This window comes from Nocardia rhizosphaerihabitans, from assembly GCF_014646295.1.
Classification (GTDB): domain Bacteria; phylum Actinomycetota; class Actinomycetes; order Mycobacteriales; family Mycobacteriaceae; genus Nocardia; species Nocardia rhizosphaerihabitans.
In genome coordinates this window covers 861891-879324 of sequence record NZ_BMNE01000002.1, presented here as the reverse complement: position 1 = coordinate 879324, position 17434 = coordinate 861891, and the positions used below count along the sequence as shown (strand labels likewise).

At 70.7% G+C, this 17434-nt stretch carries 14 protein-coding genes; 7 read left to right on the top strand and 7 right to left on the bottom strand.

From position 1 onward, the window contains the following. Positions 1 to 2 precede the first annotated feature (2 nt). Positions 3 to 2054: a serine/threonine-protein kinase gene (locus IEY60_RS10515; protein ID WP_189026527.1), complete on the top strand. Its 2052-nt coding sequence runs from the start codon at positions 3 to 5 to the stop codon at positions 2052 to 2054. Here IEY60_RS10515 and IEY60_RS10510 read toward each other — a convergent pair. Both IEY60_RS10510 and IEY60_RS10505 read right to left on the bottom strand, forming a co-directional pair. After that, a complete protein-coding gene (locus IEY60_RS10510) occupies positions 2051 to 2884 on the bottom strand; it encodes a GNAT family N-acetyltransferase (protein WP_229739694.1) in 834 nt (277 codons plus the stop codon). The two genes, IEY60_RS10515 and IEY60_RS10510, sit on opposite strands and share 4 nt — an antisense overlap. 53 nt (positions 2885 to 2937) lie before the next feature. Further along, on the bottom strand, positions 2938 to 3225 hold the full coding sequence (locus tag IEY60_RS10505) for a hypothetical protein (protein WP_189027593.1): 288 nt from the start codon (positions 3223 to 3225) through the stop codon (positions 2938 to 2940). Between the two features lie 275 nt (positions 3226 to 3500). Here IEY60_RS10505 and IEY60_RS10500 point away from each other — a divergent pair, with 275 nt between their 5' ends. Continuing rightward, positions 3501 to 4103 carry a hypothetical protein gene (locus IEY60_RS10500; RefSeq protein WP_189026525.1) on the top strand — a complete coding sequence of 201 codons (603 nt, stop codon included), beginning with the start codon at positions 3501 to 3503 and terminating at the stop codon, positions 4101 to 4103. A 51-nt stretch (positions 4104 to 4154) separates the two neighbouring features. On the opposite strand, the gene IEY60_RS10495 is transcribed toward IEY60_RS10500, so the two are convergent. Beyond that, positions 4155 to 5282 carry an acyl-CoA dehydrogenase family protein gene (locus tag IEY60_RS10495; protein ID WP_189026523.1) on the bottom strand — a complete coding sequence of 376 codons (1128 nt, stop codon included), beginning with the start codon at positions 5280 to 5282 and terminating at the stop codon, positions 4155 to 4157. A gap of 9 nt (positions 5283 to 5291) precedes the next feature. Then, positions 5292 to 6464: an acyl-CoA dehydrogenase family protein gene (locus IEY60_RS10490; RefSeq protein ID WP_189026521.1), complete on the bottom strand. Its 1173-nt coding sequence runs from the start codon at positions 6462 to 6464 to the stop codon at positions 5292 to 5294. 198 nt (positions 6465 to 6662) lie between these two features. Between IEY60_RS10490 and IEY60_RS10485 the strand changes: the two genes are divergently transcribed. Further along, positions 6663 to 7493, top strand: a complete 831-nt coding sequence (locus tag IEY60_RS10485; protein WP_189026519.1) for a hypothetical protein — start codon at positions 6663 to 6665, stop codon at positions 7491 to 7493. 138 nt (positions 7494 to 7631) lie between these two features. Here the strand turns inward: IEY60_RS10485 and IEY60_RS10480 are convergent, their stop codons facing one another. After that, positions 7632 to 8495 carry an SMP-30/gluconolactonase/LRE family protein gene (locus IEY60_RS10480; RefSeq protein ID WP_189026517.1) on the bottom strand — a complete coding sequence of 288 codons (864 nt, stop codon included), beginning with the start codon at positions 8493 to 8495 and terminating at the stop codon, positions 7632 to 7634. Positions 8496 to 8723: 228 nt separating this feature from the next. On the opposite strand from IEY60_RS10480, the gene IEY60_RS10475 reads away from it, so the two are divergent. Genes IEY60_RS10475 through IEY60_RS10460 form a run of 4 tightly spaced genes read left to right on the top strand, consistent with a single transcriptional unit; the run spans position 8724 to position 11797 of the window. Beyond that, on the top strand, positions 8724 to 9323 hold the full coding sequence (locus IEY60_RS10475) for an alpha/beta hydrolase (protein WP_189026515.1): 600 nt from the start codon (positions 8724 to 8726) through the stop codon (positions 9321 to 9323). A gap of 17 nt (positions 9324 to 9340) precedes the next feature. Then, positions 9341 to 9739 carry a hypothetical protein gene (locus IEY60_RS10470; RefSeq protein ID WP_229739693.1) on the top strand — a complete coding sequence of 133 codons (399 nt, stop codon included), beginning with the start codon at positions 9341 to 9343 and terminating at the stop codon, positions 9737 to 9739. Continuing rightward, positions 9732 to 11096 (top strand): WXG100 family type VII secretion target, encoded by a 1365-nt coding sequence (locus IEY60_RS10465; RefSeq protein ID WP_189026512.1) that lies wholly within the window; start codon positions 9732 to 9734, stop codon positions 11094 to 11096. The genes IEY60_RS10470 and IEY60_RS10465 overlap by 8 nt, the downstream gene beginning before the upstream one ends. After that, entirely contained in the window at positions 11093 to 11797 is a 705-nt protein-coding gene (locus tag IEY60_RS10460; RefSeq protein ID WP_189026510.1) for an ESX secretion-associated protein EspG, read from the top strand. The genes IEY60_RS10465 and IEY60_RS10460 overlap by 4 nt, the downstream gene beginning before the upstream one ends. Before the next feature lie 4 nt (positions 11798 to 11801). Here IEY60_RS10460 and IEY60_RS10455 read toward each other — a convergent pair whose 3' ends face one another. Together IEY60_RS10455 and IEY60_RS10450 are read right to left on the bottom strand one after the other, a co-directional pair. Next, positions 11802 to 15443 (bottom strand): bifunctional RecB family nuclease/DEAD/DEAH box helicase, encoded by a 3642-nt coding sequence (locus tag IEY60_RS10455; RefSeq protein ID WP_229739765.1) that lies wholly within the window; start codon positions 15441 to 15443, stop codon positions 11802 to 11804. Positions 15444 to 15586: 143 nt separating this feature from the next. Next, positions 15587 to 17398, bottom strand: coding sequence for a DEAD/DEAH box helicase (locus tag IEY60_RS10450; protein ID WP_189026508.1), 1812 nt, complete (start codon positions 17396 to 17398; stop codon positions 15587 to 15589). Positions 17399 to 17434: the final 36 nt, after the last annotated feature.

The following is a 17434-nucleotide window of genomic DNA, read 5'->3' as shown; positions in this document are numbered from 1 at the left end:
GAATGATCGACGAGGGCGGCGTTTTCGCCGGGTACACCATCGAGCGGCTGCTCGGCCGCGGCGGCATGGGCTCGGTGTATCTGGCGCGTCATCCGCGGCTGCCCCGGCGCACCGCGATGAAGCTGCTGAACCGGGAACTGTTCTTCGACACCGAGATCAGGGCCAGGTTCGAACGCGAGGCCGACCTGGTCGCGCAGCTCGAGCATCCGAACATCGTCACCGTGTACGACCGCGGCGTCGAGGACGACCAGCTGTGGATCTCGATGCGCTACATCGACGGCGCCGACGCGGCCTCGCTGTCGGCCCCCGTCGACCCGGCGCGGGCGGTGCGCATCGTCGCCGAGACCGCGGCGGCACTGGACTTCGCGCACAGCAGGGGCGTGCTGCACCGCGATGTGAAGCCGGCGAACATCCTGCTCGAGCCGGTCGACGGCGGCGAGCGCGTCTACCTCACCGACTTCGGCATCGCCCGCCTGCACGACGACAACGCGGCCAAGCTCACCCAAACCGGAACCTTCACCGCCACCCTCGCTTTCGCCTCCCCGGAACAGCTGTCCGGAATCGCGCTCGACGGCCGCGCCGACCAGTACTCCCTGGCCTGCACCCTGTTCCGCCTGCTCACCGGGACCACCCCGTTCGAGGCGGGCAACCCGGTCGCGGTGATCCAGGGCCATCTCCAGCAGCCACCCCCACCCGCGAGCACCCTGCGGTCGGACCTCCCGCCCGCGCTCGACGCGGTGCTGGCCCGAGGCATGGCCAAGCGGCCGGACGAGCGGTTCGCCTCGTGCGCCGAATTCGCCGCAGCCGCGGGGCAGGCATTGGCCGATCCGACGGCAGGACAACGGTTCCCGGCGTCAGCCCAGACCAGAACGTATCCGCCGAACTCGCCCTACACACCAGCGCCGGGCTACCCGGTCGCCGGGATGACCCCGTTCACCGGCTCGGATGCGGCATCCGGGCCAAACGCGTGGCCCGCCGCCGGCACTCCGTCGTGGCAGAACCCGCAGCAGCCGTCATCACCCGGGATGCCGCAGGCGTCGTGGCCAGGCGTGCAACAGCCTTCGTCACCTGGCATGCAACAGCCATCATCGCCCGGCATACCGCAGGCGTCGTGGCCAGGCGCGCCGCAGCCGTCATCGCCCGGTTTCCAGCAGTCTTCGTCGCCAGGCGTCCAGCAGGCGGCGTGGCCGGGAGGCGCACAACAGCCCTCGTGGCCGGGTGCCGGGGTACAGCACGGGTCTTGGCAGGGCGGTTTCTCGCCGAATCGTTCCGCGCCGAATGCGCTGGCCGAGCGACCGCGTGATGCTTCGGCGCCGCGTGGCGAGGGCGAGCGATCGAAGGTCGCCGAGGACTATCTCGGTCCGAAGCGGAACTCTCGTTGGCAGGCGTCACCGGTAAGCTGGGCCGCCTTCATCATCCTGCTCGGGCTGGTTGCCTGGTTGGTCGTGGGTCAGCTGACCGGTCCCGGCGACACCACCTCGTCGGGCGCGCCGACCACGACCGAGTCGGCGTCGCGCACAGCCACTTCCGTCGCCCAGCGCACGACGTCGAGCGCCTCGCCGACGACCAGCGATCGCAAGGTCATCGGGGCGAACGCCGCGCAGCTCAGCGATCAGTTCCCGCGCATGCTGCCGCACACCTCCGCGAGCAACCTGGTCCACGCGGGCACGGGCCTGGGCAATGCGGGCTGCTTCGCCTACGACCGGGCCACCGCGAGCCGCGACACCACCGACGCCGACATGGGCGACTGGGTGGTCATGTGGCACTGCTTCGGCGGCGGCAACAAGGCGATCTACGAGTTCTTCCTCTACCCCTCCGCCGACCAGGCACAGCAGGCCGTCGACGCGCTGCCCGCCCACGATGTCCGGGCCACGACGCACACCGGTCACGCCTACACGAACTTCGTTCTGCACGACAGCCAGCCGAAGTCACCGCGCATGGTCACCCGATTCGACGCCGACCCGGACCGCGCGGCCATGCTCATGTACAGCCGCGGGTTCATCGCCGACGAGGCGCAGATGCTCGAGTGGTGGCACACCGCGCCGCTGACCTAACCCGCGGCGGTCAGCGTGTAGTGCACGAAGTCGCGCACGGGCTCGTATCCGATCGCCTGGTAGATCTTGTTCGACGTCGGATTGGCCAGATCGGTGAACAGGCAGACGTCGGCCCCCTCGGCCCGCACGACCGCGGAAACGGCGGCGGTCAGCGCACTGGCAAAACCGTTGCCACGCAGTTGCGGAGGCGTGTAGACGGGCCCGATCCTGGCCCAGCCGAGGATCTCGGCGTTCCGGCCGACGAAGGTGGCGGGCGCCCCGTCGTGCTCCCACAGCCACCAGAACCCGGCGTCGATCCGCCGCAGCGCGGCGTCCTCGTCGAACGGGCGCGGCTCACCGGTCTCGGCACAGAAGGCCTCGAGGAAGGCGCGGCAGACGGCGAGATCGCGCTCGGTGGCCGGACGCGGCTTGCCCACCGCCTCGGGCACGAACAGGGTTCCGAGCCGGAACAGGCGGGCCGAGTACGACTCCGCGCCGACCCCACCCGTCACCTGCGACCAGTACCGGGCAAACGCAGCCGCGTCGGCCTGGACGCCTTCGACGCTGGTCGGCGCCTGCTCCGCCGCGAAGGCGTCGGCAACGACCGAGATGCTGTGCGATGGCAGCTCGCCGAGGTAGACCCTGCCGCCGAAGGCACTGGTCGCGACGCCGACGACCTGACCAGCGTCGTCGCGCACCGTCAGGAATCGGGTCATCGCGCCGCCCGCCCGGCCGCCGAGTTCGTTGGCGACGGCGGTGGCGATCACCGTATGCCGCAAGGGGTCTCGACGCAGAAAATTCTCGGCCTCGGCCAGGAAGTGGGCGGCGTCGCCGGTGATGTCGATGCGCACAGCATCGACGGTAGGCCTCAGAGAGGCCGATCGCACCTGAATTCCGCTGCTGCTCAGTCCTTCTCGAGCACGTCCCGGTCGGTGCGCAGCTTCAGCAGGATCAGACCCGCGGTGCAGGCCAGGATCAGGCCGGCCACGGTGATCTCCACATGCAGGCCGGCGATGCCGAGCCCGGCGCCGACGAGACCGCCGACGAAGAACAACCAGCCCATGACCCGTGCGGCGACCGCGACAGCGCGATTGCCCGGCGGGTTCGACAGTGCGTGCTGAATATTTGCCGCTGCGGCCGAATCGCTGTTCGCCGCCGCAGGTTTCAGCCGGGGTGTCGAATAAGCTCCCATCAGATTCTCCTCGATGACGTCCGATCAGATTCTTACGTCGCGCAACCTTCGCGCGTCAGTGGTCGTTCCGGGCGTCTCACGCGTAACTTTGCTCACACACGCTACGACTCGGCGACGCCGTTCGCGCGCGACACGTCCCCGCGACACGCTGACGAAATCAATCCGATATCTGAATCATAAATGTTTAAAAAGTACTGATTCACCGGACCCGTACTGCCGAATCGCCGGTCCTGCACTACTGTGAGGCGACTCGAAGCCGACGAGGAGTGCACGCGATGGATGACAGCAGGACCAAGCTCGTAGGTCCGGCAATCGCTGTTGGCGCGGTGTCACTCGGACTGATCGTCATCGGTGCGTGTGGTGTCGGGCAGCAGGACGTCTACGTTCCGCCGCCGCCGCTGAACGCGAATCTGGCCGCCGCACCGAGCCGGATCGCCGAGGAGACGTCCTCGACGACCGTACGGATCTCGATCCCGCCCTCCCCCAGCTGGCGGATCGCGCCGTACATGTCGCCGCGGAAACCGTTCAGCCTCAGCTCGACCGAGACCTCACCCTCGGAACCGCCGCCCGAGGGCGAGACGACGACCGAGTCCCGGCCCGCGGAGGCGACCACCGAATCGCGTCCGCCCGCGACCACCTCCGAGGACCAGTCCACGACGACCTCGCCGCACAGCACCACCACCCGGCCGGTGCCGACGCGCACCTCCCCGCCGCGGACCACTCCCCCGGTCGAGGAGACCACCGAGCCGGACTATCCGACGACGCACGAGCACGACCACACCACCCCGTCGATCGCCACCCCGGCCGACACCGGCGCCACCCCGACGCCGGGCGCGACCACCGAGCCGGCGACGACCGCCACCGACGACGAGGGCTGACACAGCGATGGTGCGCACCCCGCCTGGGGCACGCACCATCCCCGATCCGTCCTACAGCTCCGGCAGGTCGTAACCGCCGACCCGGTCGGCCAGCACCCGCCGGTGTTCCAGCGCGCCACCGAGCGTCTGCCCGATCGCGGTCAGCCGGGCGATGTAGTGGCTCACCGGATATTCCGCGGTGACGCCGATGCCGCCGTGCATCTGGATCGCCTCGCGCCCGATGTGCTCGGCCGAGCGCCCGACCTGCAGCCGCGCCCGCGAGGCCACCACCGGATCGTTGCCGCCGTCGGCCAGCGCCGCCGTCGCGAACAGGCTGAAGCTGCGGGCCAGTTCGAGCGAGACGTAGCAGTCCGCGGCCCGCTGGGTGAGCGTCTGGAACTTCGACAGGGTGACGCCGAACTGCTTGCGGGTCTTGAGGTAGTCGGTGGTCAGGGTCAGCGCGATCTCCATCGCCCCCACCGATTCCGCGCACAGCGCCGCCTGCGCGTACCCCTGGACCAGCGCGATCTGCTCGGCCGCGTCGACGGTGTCGCCCAGCAGTTCGCCGGTGGCGCCGTCGAAGTCGAACTGCGCGCCGCGCCTGCCGTCGAAGGTCCGGTAGGCGCGCTTGGTCACCCCGGTCCCGGTCGGGTCGACCAGGAACAGGCCGGTCCCGCCGCCGGGCAGCACCGCGCTGACGATCAGCTCGTCGGCGCAGTCACCGCGCAGCACCGGGTTCTTGACGCCGGTCAGCGTGTACCCGTCGCCCTGCGCGGTGGCGGCCGTGGTGATCTCGGTCGACGGCCAGCGCATACCCGGCTCGGCGTGCGCGAAGGCCAGCAGCTTCTCTCCCGCGGCCAGCGCGGGCAGCAGGCGGCCGCGCTGTTCGGCGCTGCCGGTCAGCTTCAGCAGCTCGGCCGGGATCACGACCGCGTCGAGCACCGGTTCCGGGGCGAGCGCGCGACCGAGCTCCTCCTGCACCAGCATCGCCTCGACCGGGCCCGCGCCGACGCCGCCGTCGTCCTCGTCGATGGTCAGGCCGAGCACGCCCAGCTCGGCCAGCTGCTTCCAGACCGTGCGGTTCCAGCCGGGATCGGTCTCGCCGACCTTCGCCAGGGCTTCGCCGTCGTAGAACCGGTGCAGCAGTTCGCGCACGGTGTCGCGCAGCATCGTCTGTTCGTCGGTGAGTTCGAGATCCATGTCAGTGCCTCACAATCCGAGGATCGTGGAGGAAATGATCGAGCGCTGGACCTCGCTCGAGCCTCCGTAGATGGTGACCTTGCGGTAGTTCAGATAGCCGGGACCGGCGTGCTGGGCCCAGGCGGGCGAGGCGATGCCGTCGGCGTCGACCGGGAGCGCGTCGGTGCCCGCGATCTCGAGCAGCAGTTCGGTGGCCGCCTGCTGCAACTCGGAACCCTTCAGCTTCAGCACCGAGGAGGCCGGGTTCGGCTTGCCGTCGGCGGAATTGGAGACCACGCGCAGCTGGGTGAGTTCCAGCGCGAGCAGCTCGTTCTCCAGTTCGGCGACGCGGGCGGCGAACACCGGGTCCTCGAGCAGCGTGCCGTGGCCCGTCCTGGTCTGGCGCGCATAGTCTTTCGCGAGCCCGATCTTGACCTTGGTCTTGCCGACGCCGGTGATCGAGGTGCGCTCGTTGCCGAGCAGGAACTTGGCGTAGGTCCAGCCCTGGTTCTCCTCGCCGACCAGCTGATCGGCGGGCACCCGGACGTTCTCGAAGAAGACCTCGTTGACCTCGTAGCTGCCGTCGATCAGTTTGATCGGGCGCATCGTGACACCGGGCGACTTCACGTCGAACAGCAGGAAGGAGATGCCCGCCTGCTTTTTCGGGGCGCTCGGATCGGTGCGGACGAGGCAGAAGATCCAGTCGGCGTACTGGCCGAGCGTGGTCCAGATCTTCTGGCCGTTGACGATGTAGGAGTCGCCGTCGCGGACCGCGGTGGTGCGCAGCGAGGCGAGGTCGGAGCCGGCGTCGGGCTCGGAGAAGCCCTGGCACCACCAGATGTCGAGCGCGGCGGTCGGCGGGAGGAAGCGCTGCTTGAGTTCCTCGGACCCGAACTGGGCGATGACCGGCCCGACCATCGAGGCGTTGAACGTGAGCGGCTCCGGCACCGAGGCCAGCTGCATCTCGTCGAGCCACAGGTGGCGCTGCATCGGCGTCCAGTCCTTGCCGCCCCAGGCCACCGGCCAGTTGGGCACGGCGAGACCGTGGTCGTTGAGGATCTTGTTCGCGGTGACGATGTCGTCGCGGGACAGCTCGTGGCCGTATTTGACGCGGTCGCGGATTTCGACCGGGATCTCGGTCTTGTAGAACTGCCGGAGCTCGTCGCGGAAGGCGACCTCTTCGGGGGAAAGGGCTAACTTCATCCGGGTCTCCCAGCGTCGTCGGTAGCCGTCGAGAAAAACTTACCCCTGAGTAAACGCCAGTGTCGACTACATCACACTTGCCCATGCTCAGCCCTTGCGGTCGCATGCTCGCCGGTGGCTCGGCGACCCGGTCGGCGACCTGGTACGTTGCCAGACGAGCCGGGGAACCGGTGACGAGCATCCACCGAGGAGTTACGGGTGAACGGCAGATCCATCGCAGGCAGGGCAGCGGCGGTCACCGCGGCGAGCATCGGCGCGCTGGCACTGCTGGCCTCGACCGCGAGCGCGGCCCCGACCCCGCTCGAGGACGGCATCGGCCACCTGACCCACCTCGCGGGCGAGGACGTCTCGGCGAAGGCCGGCGTCGGCGCGCTGGACAGCTTCACCAAGCTGGTCGGCGCCGACACCCTGCGCGACATCTCGGCCCAGTTCATCCCGTTCTCCTACGCGGCGCCGACCTTCGGCTGCGGCAGCAACGGCCCGATCACCACGATCATCGCCGCCGCCACCGTCGAGGGGCCTGGCCCGCGCACCGAGACGAGCATGGCGCCCGGTGACATCCGGTTCAGCGCCAGCCCGCGGCACACCGGTTTCGCGCTGGCCTCGGGCCTGAGCGTGGCCTGGGTGAACGTGAACACGGGACAGAGCGGCATCGTCGCGCTCGACGACCAGACCGAATTCCAGCTGCCGTCGCTGTCGAAGACCGTGCACAGCGGCGCGGGCACCGTGATCGCCTCGATGTGGGGCACGATCGACTACCCGGGCGCCCGCTGCGTGATGACCCCGACCGTCGGCACTTTCGTCGTCCCCGACCTGCCGGTCCAGGCCACCGAAGCCCCCGCCGTGCCGCCCGCGCCCGCACCGCAGGCCACCAGCCCCGGCTCGGGCGAGGCCGGCACGGGAGCGCCGAAGTCGCAGGCTCCCGCACCGGAAACCGCCGCTCCGGCACCGGCTCCCGCGCCCGCCGAAACACCGCAGCCCGCGCCGGCTCCGGCCAACCCGCCGTCGGCGCTCACCGTCGACGGCTGATTCCACGACGTTCGGCCTGCGGCCGGCGTTCCAATCGACCGCGCAGGCCTCTCCCGGATCGGTGATGCCGCCGGACCGGCTACCTGATATCGACCGCGCGCAGGCGTCTACCGGATCGGTGACGCCCGCCGGATCGAGCTAGCTGTTCGGGCGGATGCGCAGGACGGTGCCTTCTTCGGATCCGGCCAGCAGGGCCGACGAGTCGGCGGGGTCGGCGACGACCGCGGTCAACGGCTGGGTCGAGACGACGTTGCACGCGGCGCCGGACTTCGGGTCGACGCGGACGAGGTGGCCGGCCAGGGTGGTGACGTACAGCGCGCCGTCGCGGACGACCAGATCGTCGACGAAATCGGGCAGGGCGCCGAACGAGGTCAGGTCGGCGACGGTGGTGCTGTCGGCCGGGTTCGTGCGGGACAGGCGAAGGACCCGGCCGACCGGTGCGCCGTCGGTGGCGACGAAGTTGGCGGTGACATAGACCGAATCACCGGCTACCACAACGCCGTTGGAGCCCTCGACCTTCACGCGCGCCCACCAGTCCATGTCCTCGCTGCCGTCGCGGCGCAGCCGGTGCAGGCCGTTGGCGGTCGTCACGTAGAGGTTGCCGTCGGCGTCGAACGCGGCGCCGTTGGGCTGCGGGAAGCCGGTGGCGAAGGGGGTGGGCACCGGGTCGGCCGCCATGGGGTCGAAGCGGACGATCCCACCCGAGCCCGCCAGCGGCGAATTGCCGGTGACGACATAGAGCAGTCCGTCGGGGCCGAGCCGAACCGCGCCCGGGGCCGCGACCTCGACGGTGGCGGTCAGTCTGCCCTCGCGGTCGTAGCGCTGCACCTCGCCGCGCATGACCCGCGCGACCCAGAGATTCCCGGCGGTGTCGAGGCCGAAGTTCTCCGACCAGTCCAGCAGCGGCACACTCGAGCGGATCGCGACATCTTGGCGCGCTTTACCGCAGTTGGCGAGTGGGGCGCCGGCTGCCTGGCCGGTACCGAGCGAAGCGGTGGTCACGATGGCCGCGCCGACAGCAACGTGGGCGACGCAACGGCGGAACGACGACATGCAAGACCTCGACTCAGTTGACCCAGCTCGACGCGCGAAGTCTAACGGCTACCCACGGGTAGTGGTGTGCCCACTCTGCACAGCGAACCACGTCGCCACCACGCATCGTGCACAGCAACGGTATCGCGCACCGGTTCTGTCGCACACGACAATTGGCCCGGCGGTCATAATCGGTGCGTGCCCTATTTCGACAGCGCCCGTGGCAGGCTGCATTACCGGCGGTGGTCCGTCGACTCGCCCGCGGCGACGCTGGTGCTGCTGCCGGGCACCGGCCAGCACAGCGGGCACTATCACCGCTTCGCCACCGCGCTGGAACGGCTCGCGCGGATCGAGCTGTGGACGCTGGACACCGCGGGTCAGGGCCTGAGCGAAGGCGATCCGGAGGCGCCGGGCACCATCGATGAGCTCGCCGCCGACGCACGGGGACTGCTCGGCGAGGTCACAGCGGCGGCGCCGGTGTTGATGGGTCATTCGCTCGGCGCCGTCACCGCGCTCGCCGTCGCCGCCGAAAACCCTGGCGACCTGGGCGGACTCGTCCTCTGCGGCACACCGCGCCGCGCGACCGAGATCGCGCCCGACCCGCGTCTGCCGGTTCTCGCGGTGCACGGAGCCGACGACCGGCGGGCGCCCATCGATGTGATCCGGCTATGGACAGCGCGGCACGGATCGGTAGATTTGCGCGAGTACGCCGACGCCGGACACGACCTGTTGCACGAACCGGTACGGCAGCGCGTGACGGCCGATATCGCGGAGTGGGTATTGGCCGCGGTGCGATGAACGACGAAGGGGGAACGGTGCAACCGAATCGAACGGGGCTGCCGAATACGGCGGCCCTCGGCCAGGCCGTGGACGAGGGTGGACTGTGGATCGACGGCGTGCTCGTCGCCGACGGTGCACCGGAACGCTGCGCCCAGCGCTACGAGCGGCTGGCCGCCGCGGTGGAGGCCCAGGTGCAGGCGCTCGGCGGCGCCGAGGTGATTCCCGGTTTCGGCGGACTCGCCTCGGGTGCCGCGCTGCGCACCGGATTCGAGGGCAAAGCGGGGGAGGCGCTGGAACAGCTGCGCGCCTACGCGAGCACCGCGCGGGCGCTCGCCGCCGTCTTCCGTGCCGCGGGCGTCGCCTATCAGGAGGGTGATCAGGCGCTGGCTGGCGCGGTCGCCGCGATCGAGGTTCCGGGAGCGAGCCATGCGTAGTATTTCCGCACCGGGCACCGATCCTGACTACTGCCCCACCGTCGAGGTCTTCGACAATCTCTCGCACAACGAGATCTATCAGGCTGTCCGGCAGCTCGATCCGGCGGCGCTGGCCGGTGCGGGCCAGGTGTTCCTGGCCGCGTCGACCGGGCTCGGTGACGAGGTCGAGAACGCGCACAGCGAGATCAGGGCCGCCATCGCCGACGGCTGGCGTGGATCCGCCGCCCAGCAGGCGAGCGACGCGGTGCGTGACTTCGAGCAGGCGGGCAGGCGGATCGCCGATGTGCTGACCGCGGTCGGCGTTCGGCTCAGTCAGGCGGGCGATGCCGCCGAGTCGGTGCGTGCCGCGATCGCGGAACCCGACGGTGTGCAGCCTGATCCGGCCGCGGCATTGCTGGATTCCCAGCAGGCGTCCGACAATGCCGCGATCGTGCGGCAGGCCGAGAACGCTCGCCTCGACGCTGTGCGGGCGATGGAGACGATCTACGCCGGGGCTTTCGTGCCGACGGGGTCCGGGGTGCCGTCGTTCCCTGAAATCACCACGGAGCCAGGGGCTCTGCCCGCTGCGGCCGTGCCGAATGGTGTCGCGGGGGCTCCGGCCACCACCGGACCTGGGGCCGTGACAGCACCGGTCACGACCGCGACTGACACCGCCTCGGCTGCCGGAACCCCCGCGGATACGGCAGGCGCCGAGGACGCAACGGCCGCGGCAGCAGCGCAGGTGAGCGGAAACACTACGCCGACAGGGACTTCCGTTGCGCCGACCGCGACTGCCGCGGCTGCGGTCGCACCCACGCAGGTTGCACAGGTCGCGCAGTCGAACAGCGGCGGCACCGCCACGACCTCGGTAGCGGCCAGCCCGGCCTCGACCGCCCCGGCCGGATTCGTCCCCTCGGCGAACCCACGAACCCGCCGCGACCGTCCCTCCGCCGGTCAGCCCGCGAACGACAAAACCTCGAACGCGGCAACCCAATCCGCATCGGCCCAGCCCGCCGTGACGGGTTCGACCGGCGCGCAACAGTCCACCAGCGCTACGAGCTCCGGAACGGACACCGCGACGGCGTCGACCGGTCACGACACTGCCGCCGCGGGGGGCGACGCCGCGGCAGGCATGAGCGCGGGCGCCATCGGCGGGATGATGGGCGGCGCGATGATGGCCGCCGATACGACCCGCCCGGCGAACGGTCCGCGTCCGCAGCCGTCGCAGGAGGACGACGAGGAAGACGACGACGAGTTCCTGCGGTTCCTCGACGAGGAGCCGACCTATCTGGAACCCGCCGACGAGGTGAACGCGCTGATCGGCAAGATGGAGCCGACCAGTCCCGCCGTGCTCGGTGAGTGGACCGAGCGGGGGTGAACTGGCACCTCACGCCGGACCAGTTCGCGCTGGCCTGGGCGCGCATCGACGGCGACCGGATCCCGTATCCGCTCGCCGTGCGCGCCTCGGCCCGCGACACCGCCGAACGCACGGCCAAGCAGCCCGCGCTCGACGCCTGGTGCGCCAGGACCCTGGACGCCGATCTGTCGGCGGCGCTGCGGGTGCTCGCCAAGCCGGAGATCCGGGTCGAAGTCTGCGGGCAGGCCGCCGCGCCGGTCCGGATGCTCGGTGCCGTCACCGGTGACGTGGCCGTGCTCGCCGTGCAGGCACCGGGCAGCACGGACGACCGCGGCGGCAGCGTCCACGTCCAGGTCGGCAGCACGAAACGGTTTGCCGCCCAGGTGTTCTCGCGGATTCCCGCGCAGCTCGCCGGGACCGGCAACCGGATCTCCGCACTCGCGGCCAAGGTCCGCGAGGACAGCCGCGACCTGGTCACCGCGCCCGTCGCCGGACCGTCCGACGCCGCCCGCATCCGCAAACTGCTGCAGCGTCCACGCAGCGGCATCGGGCAGATCCTGGTCGGCGCGGGCCGGGACGAAGCGCCGACCGGCGTGCTGTCCTGGATCGATGTCACCGGCGACGGGCGCTATCTGGTGCACGCGGCCCATCACGTCGACATCGCCCCGGCGACCCCGGACTGCGCGGCCGACTGGCTGCGCAGGTTGCTGCGCAGCGTGTGACCGGCTAGCCCAGCCGCAGGAAGCCGGCCAGCGCGGCCAGCTCTTCCGGGGTGTCCGGCAGGTATTCGGTGAGCAGCGGCGAGCGGATGACGATCGCCTTCCACATCGCCCGGCACAGCGTCGCGTGGATCACGGTGCGCGACAACAGCGGTCGCATTCCGAACGGCGCGTCGGCGGGCGTGGACGTGGTCATCGACAGCACGACGACGGCGGCTTCGCGGCCGCGGAACCGGTCGGGCGTCCCGACCAGGACGTCCTCGATCTTGGCGCGCGCCAACAGGGTCCGGATCCGCGCCACCTGCGCGGCATACGGCGCGACGACGAACACGTCGTGCGGATGCAGGCGGCGCGCCCGGCCACCGGAGGTCCAGGTCTCGCCGAGCAGGGCGCGCACCCGGCGCACCACCTCGCGCGCCTCGGCATCGGATTCGGTGGCGCTGCCGCGATGCTCGACGAGCACGGTGCTCACGCCGGGCGCGATACCGGCCAGATCCCGGGCGAGGGTGATGGTTTCGCTGGCCCGCAGCTTGCCGTCGTAGCAGCTCGCCGACACCGGCTCGCACACCGCGGGATGCATGCGCCAGGTGCGATCGAGGAAGTAGCCGCGTTCGGCGGGCAGGGTGGCGGCGCCGTCGCACAGCCATTCCAGCGCCGAGACCTGCACCCGCTCCGGATGCGCCGCCTGCGCGGGCGAGGGCACCGGATCGCCGATGAGCAGCAGGTTGCGCGCGCTCACCGCGACGGCGACGGTGTCGGCCAGCGAGCACTCCCCCGCGTCGGCGATGACCAGCAGGTCCAGCGCCTCCGGCGCGATCAGGGTGTCGTCGACGAAATCGGCGGTGGTGCCACCGATCACGCACCCGTTGACGGCATTGTCGAGGAACCGCGGGTACCGGTCGGCGTCGATGGCCGACCATTCCGGGCCGACCGAGGCGACGTCCTTCTTGGCCACCAGCTCGGGCAGCAATCCGGCCTCGACGACGGCGTCGAAGATCCGCTCGATCACCGCGTGTGACTGCGCGACCACGCCGATCCGCCACTTGTGCCGGGTGACGAGCCGTTCGATCGCCCGGGCGGTGGTGCCGGTCTTGCCGGTGCCGGGCGGGCCGTGCACGGCCAGATACGAGGCGTCGAGGGCGCCCACCGCGTTCGCCAGTGCCGCGGCGATGTCGCCGTGCACCTGCGGCAGCGCCATCCCGTCGCGCAGGCGGGGCGCGCGGCGCAGGAGCAGGTCGTAGACGGCGGTCTCGGGGACCGCGGGCAGCGTCATGAGCAGGTCCTGGGCGGTGAACTCCAGTGCCGCTTCGATATCGGCCTCGCCGTCGGGCGGGCCGGGGGCGATGGCCGCGGGGAGGTCGTCGTAGGGCGGGCAGCCCGCGGGGAGCAGTTCCTCCAGGCGGACGGTGTCGTCGAAGTTCGCGTCGACGGCACAGCCGAGAACGGTAGCCGTGGCAGTGGCGCGGCGGCCGAGGGTCTGGGTCATACCCGCGGCGGCGGCGCCGTCGTAGATAGTGACCATCTGGGTGCCCGGGGTGAGCGTCGCGCCGGTGCCGAGGCGGCCGGTCAGCGTCAGGTAGCGGCGCATCGTCGGAAGCTGGGGTGTGCGATGCCATTTGGTGTCGACGGTGCCCCATTCCGCGACGAGCACGCCCGGGGCGTCGGCCCATTCGCCGACGGGGTGGCCGAGGCGGTCGATGTGGGCCCACCAGCGGGGCTGGCGTTCGCGGCGGTGGTAGCCGAGGACGGCGGCCGTCAGGGCGGCGGCGCGGGCCGCGTCACCCTCGGCGGCCGCGGCGAATTCGGCGAGCGCGGCTTCCAGCGAACCAGGTCGCAGCGACGGCGGCGCGTCGGACTCGGCGACGGCGAACCGGGTGCCCGGCACGTCGACACCCGCGTCGGCGGCGCGCGCGAGCAGCCAGTCGCGCAGGGCGAGCACCGTGGTGGCGCGGCTCTCGGTGGCGGGGAACAGCCCGGCCAAGCCGGTGGTGTCGTAGGACTGTTCGCCGATCAGCAGCGCGGTGCGCACGATCGGCGCCAGATCGAACAGGGCGCCGTCGGCCAGCAGCTCGTCGAGCAGGTCGGCGCCGCTGCCGAGGCGGCCGGACCAGTCCAGCAGCGCCGTCCTGACGGCCGAACCGTAGTGGTACACGCGCACATTCGGGTCCGCCGCGCGGTGGTCACCGATGATGTCGAGCAGTTCGTCGAGCACGTCACCCGAGCCGGCGGCGGTGAACCGATCCGAGTATTCCTGCGCCCCGCGCACCCAGCTGATCGTGGGCCGATAGACGACCGAGCTCGCGTCGGACAGTTCGACGGCGGTGACGGCGCCGCGCTCGTCGACGTCGACGATCAGCGCGAGATCGCCGCGGCTCGGCGCGGGCAGCGCACCCAGCGCGGTCGCGTCGCGCAGGGCGAAAGCCGGTTCGCCGGTCCGCTCCCGCTGCACCTGGATCTCGGCCTGGCGGCGCAGCGCGGTCACCGTGCGCGGAGCCAGCCCGGCGACCGGGGTCGTCGTCGTGGCGAGCCGGTCGATGGTCAGCACGCCCGCTTCGCGCAATCGAGCCCGCTGGGTAGGCCGAACCCCCGCCACCAGCAACAGATCCCGCGCGGTGGCAGCGGCCACGCGACAGCTCGCGCACCGCCCACACGCGAGGTAGCGCGGATCCCCCCACTGCACCGGCAGCAGTTCGGTCAGCTTCTCCTCGACAATCCGCTCAACCCGCGCCCGACGCGCCAGATACACCGACCTGAGCTCCTCGGTCCGCGTGCGCTGCACGCCGGCCGGCGTAGACAGGAATGCCCACGGCTCGAGGCCGACCCCCGCAGTGGTCAGCGCCTCCGCGCACGCCGCGAACGCGATCCGGGCACGCAACGACTCGCGCGGTATGTCGACCTCGAGCGCACCGACCGACGCGGTGGCCCGCTCGAACGGCGTCCGGCCGGTAGCAAGCTCGCGACGCAGCGCACGGAAATCCTCCGAGGGCGAACCGAATCGCGCATCGGTCGCCTCGGACACCGTCTGCTCGACGGATTCCACCGCGGCGGCATCGACCGCAAGCCCCTGAGCTTCCACCGGGGAGTCGACATCGTCGGGCAGGTCAGGCCCGATGCCACCACGCGGGTGGACGTCGGATTCTGACAGCCAGTCCTCGACCGGCACAGCCCCGGCGTGCGGCGCCGCAGGCGTATCGAACTCTGTCGACGGGCGATCGGTGCGCAGCTCGGCAGGCACCCCGACCTCGGCAGAGCCGATGGCAGTGTGCAGCGTGTAGCGCTGGGATCCGGAATCACGGACCAGAAGGCCGGCACCGCAGGCGAATCGGCCGTCGAAGAAGATCGCGCCGTGGATGGCGGCGGCTCCGTCGTGCAGCGCCGCCATGGTCTGCTCGGCGGCGGTGGTGAGGGCGGCGATCCGGGCGGCCGGTGTGGCGCCCGGTACCTCGGGTGACGGAATGCGGATCAGGGCGTCACCGAAGTGGCGCAGCAACTCCGGCGCGACCTCGGCCGTGCGGATGACAGAGGCAGCGGCGTCCGGCGCGCCGGGGAGGTTGCCGAGGGCCGCGTCGACGGCGCGCAGCAGCGCGAACTCACAGTCCGCGGCGCGCACGAGGTCGCCGACGGCACCGATCACCCGATCACCGGACACGAACAAACGCGGCCCTCCTGTGTTTACGCACACCCGACGGCAAACACCTTAACCAGCACCGCGGCCGAGGCGGGCGCTACCCGCGGACATGTCGAACTTCGCCACGGGGTGTGCCTTCGCCGATCCAGCGAAGGCGCCCGGCGTCAGGACCTCGGCTTGCGCCGTTCGGTCCGCGGACGCGCCTCGCGATCGCGGCGCGGGCCGCGCGAGTTCAGCCGCTGCGCGGGCGGGCCCTGATCGGGCTGCAGCTGGATCAGCACACCGCTGATCCTGGTGCGGCGCAACGCTTCCAGCGTTTCGTTCGGCAGGTCGGCGGGCAGCTCGACGAGGCTGTAATCGGGCCGGATGCTGATGTGCCCGAAGTCGCTGCGGCGCAGGCCGCCCTCGTTGGCGATGGCGCCGACGATCGCGCCGGGCACCACACGGTGCCGCTTGCCGACGCTGATCCGGTAGGTCGCCAGCTCCTGGCCGCTCTCCCGGGAGAACGACGGGGCACGACGGGGGCCACCGTCCTCGTCGTCGTAGCGGCGCGGGGCACGCTCCCGATCCCGGTCGCGGTCCCGATCACGCTCGCGACGCGGCGCGGGCTCCGGCTCGGGCTCCATGAAGAAGTTGTCGCCGTCGAAGCCGCCGACGGCCAGCGCCGCCGCGATGTCGACCAGCGGCGTGTTGTGCTCGGCCTCGTAGTCCTCGATCAGCTTGCGGAACAGCGCCACATTGTCCGAGGACAGGTTCTCGGTGATCATGTCGCCGAACTTCGAGACACGGGTCGCGTTGACGTCGTCAACGCTGGGCAGCTGCATCTCGGTGAGCGGATGCCGGGTGGCGCGCTCGATCGACTTGAGCAGATGACGCTCGCGCGGCGCGACGAACAGCAGCGCCTGACCCGAGCGGCCCGCGCGACCGGTGCGGCCGATGCGGTGCACGTAGGACTCGGTGTCGTGCGGGATGTCGTAGTTGACGACGTGCGAGATGCGCTCGACGTCGAGACCACGCGCGGCCACGTCGGTGGCGACCAGGATGTCGAGCGCGCCCGACTTCAGCTGACCGATGGTGCGCTCACGCTGGTTCTGCGCGATGTCACCGTTGATCGCCGCGGCGGAGAAGCCACGTGAGCGCAGCTTCTCGGCCAGCTCCTCGGTGGCCTGCTTGGTGCGCACGAAGATGATCATCGCCTCGAAGTCCTCGACCTCGAGGACGCGCGTGAGGGCATCGAGCTTGCGCTGATGCGACACCTGCACATAGCGCTGGGTGATGTTGGTGTTGGTCTGGGTCTTGGACTTGACCGTGATCTCGACCGGATCGTTCAGGTACTGCTTGGAGATCTTGCGGATCGCGCCCGGCATGGTCGCGGAGAACAGCGCGACCTGCTTGTCGTTCGGGGTGTCACGCAGGATGCGCTCGACGTCTTCCTGGAAGCCCATCTTGAGCATCTCGTCGGCCTCGTCGAGCACCAGGTAGCGCAGCTGGGTCAGATCCAGCGTGCCCTTCTCCAGGTGGTCGATCACGCGGCCGGGCGTACCGACGACCACGTGCGCGCCGCGGCGCAGGCCCGACAGCTGCACGCCGTAGCTCTGCCCGCCGTAGATCGGCAGCACGTGCAGACCGGGGATGTGCGAGGAGTACTTGCCGAAGGCCTCGGCGACCTGGATGGCGAGCTCACGCGTCGGGGCGAGCACCAGCGCGCTCGGCTTCTTCTGGGCGGTGTCCAGACCCATCAGGATCGGGATCGCGAAGGCAGCGGTCTTGCCGGTGCCGGTCTGGGCGAGGCCGACCACATCCGCGCCGGACAGCAGCGGGGGGATCGTCGCCGCCTGGATCGGGGACGGCGATTCGTAGCCCACGTCGGCGATGGCCGCGAGGACGCGGTCATCGATCCCGAGATCGGCGAATGTCGGGCCTTCTTCGTGCCTGTCGTCGTCGGCAGGAACGCTGTCGACCTCATTGGTACTCATTGACCAGCAGTTTACTGCCTGACGGTAGCTGTCCCG

Bases quoted from the DNA above. Each gene is read 5' to 3' on its own strand.
- IEY60_RS10500 (WP_189026525.1), top strand. From the start codon at position 3,501: ATGGATGACAGCAGGACCAAGCTCGTAGGTCCGGCAATCGCTGTTGGC.
- IEY60_RS10505 (WP_189027593.1), bottom strand. From the start codon at position 3,225: ATGGGAGCTTATTCGACACCCCGGCTGAAACCTGCGGCGGCGAACAGC.
- IEY60_RS10465 (WP_189026512.1), top strand. From the start codon at position 9,732: ATGCGTAGTATTTCCGCACCGGGCACCGATCCTGACTACTGCCCCACC.
- IEY60_RS10490 (WP_189026521.1), bottom strand. From the start codon at position 6,464: ATGAAGTTAGCCCTTTCCCCCGAAGAGGTCGCCTTCCGCGACGAGCTC.
- IEY60_RS10515 (WP_189026527.1), top strand. From the start codon at position 3: ATGATCGACGAGGGCGGCGTTTTCGCCGGGTACACCATCGAGCGGCTG.
- IEY60_RS10450 (WP_189026508.1), bottom strand. From the start codon at position 17,398: ATGAGTACCAATGAGGTCGACAGCGTTCCTGCCGACGACGACAGGCAC.
- IEY60_RS10495 (WP_189026523.1), bottom strand. From the start codon at position 5,282: ATGGATCTCGAACTCACCGACGAACAGACGATGCTGCGCGACACCGTG.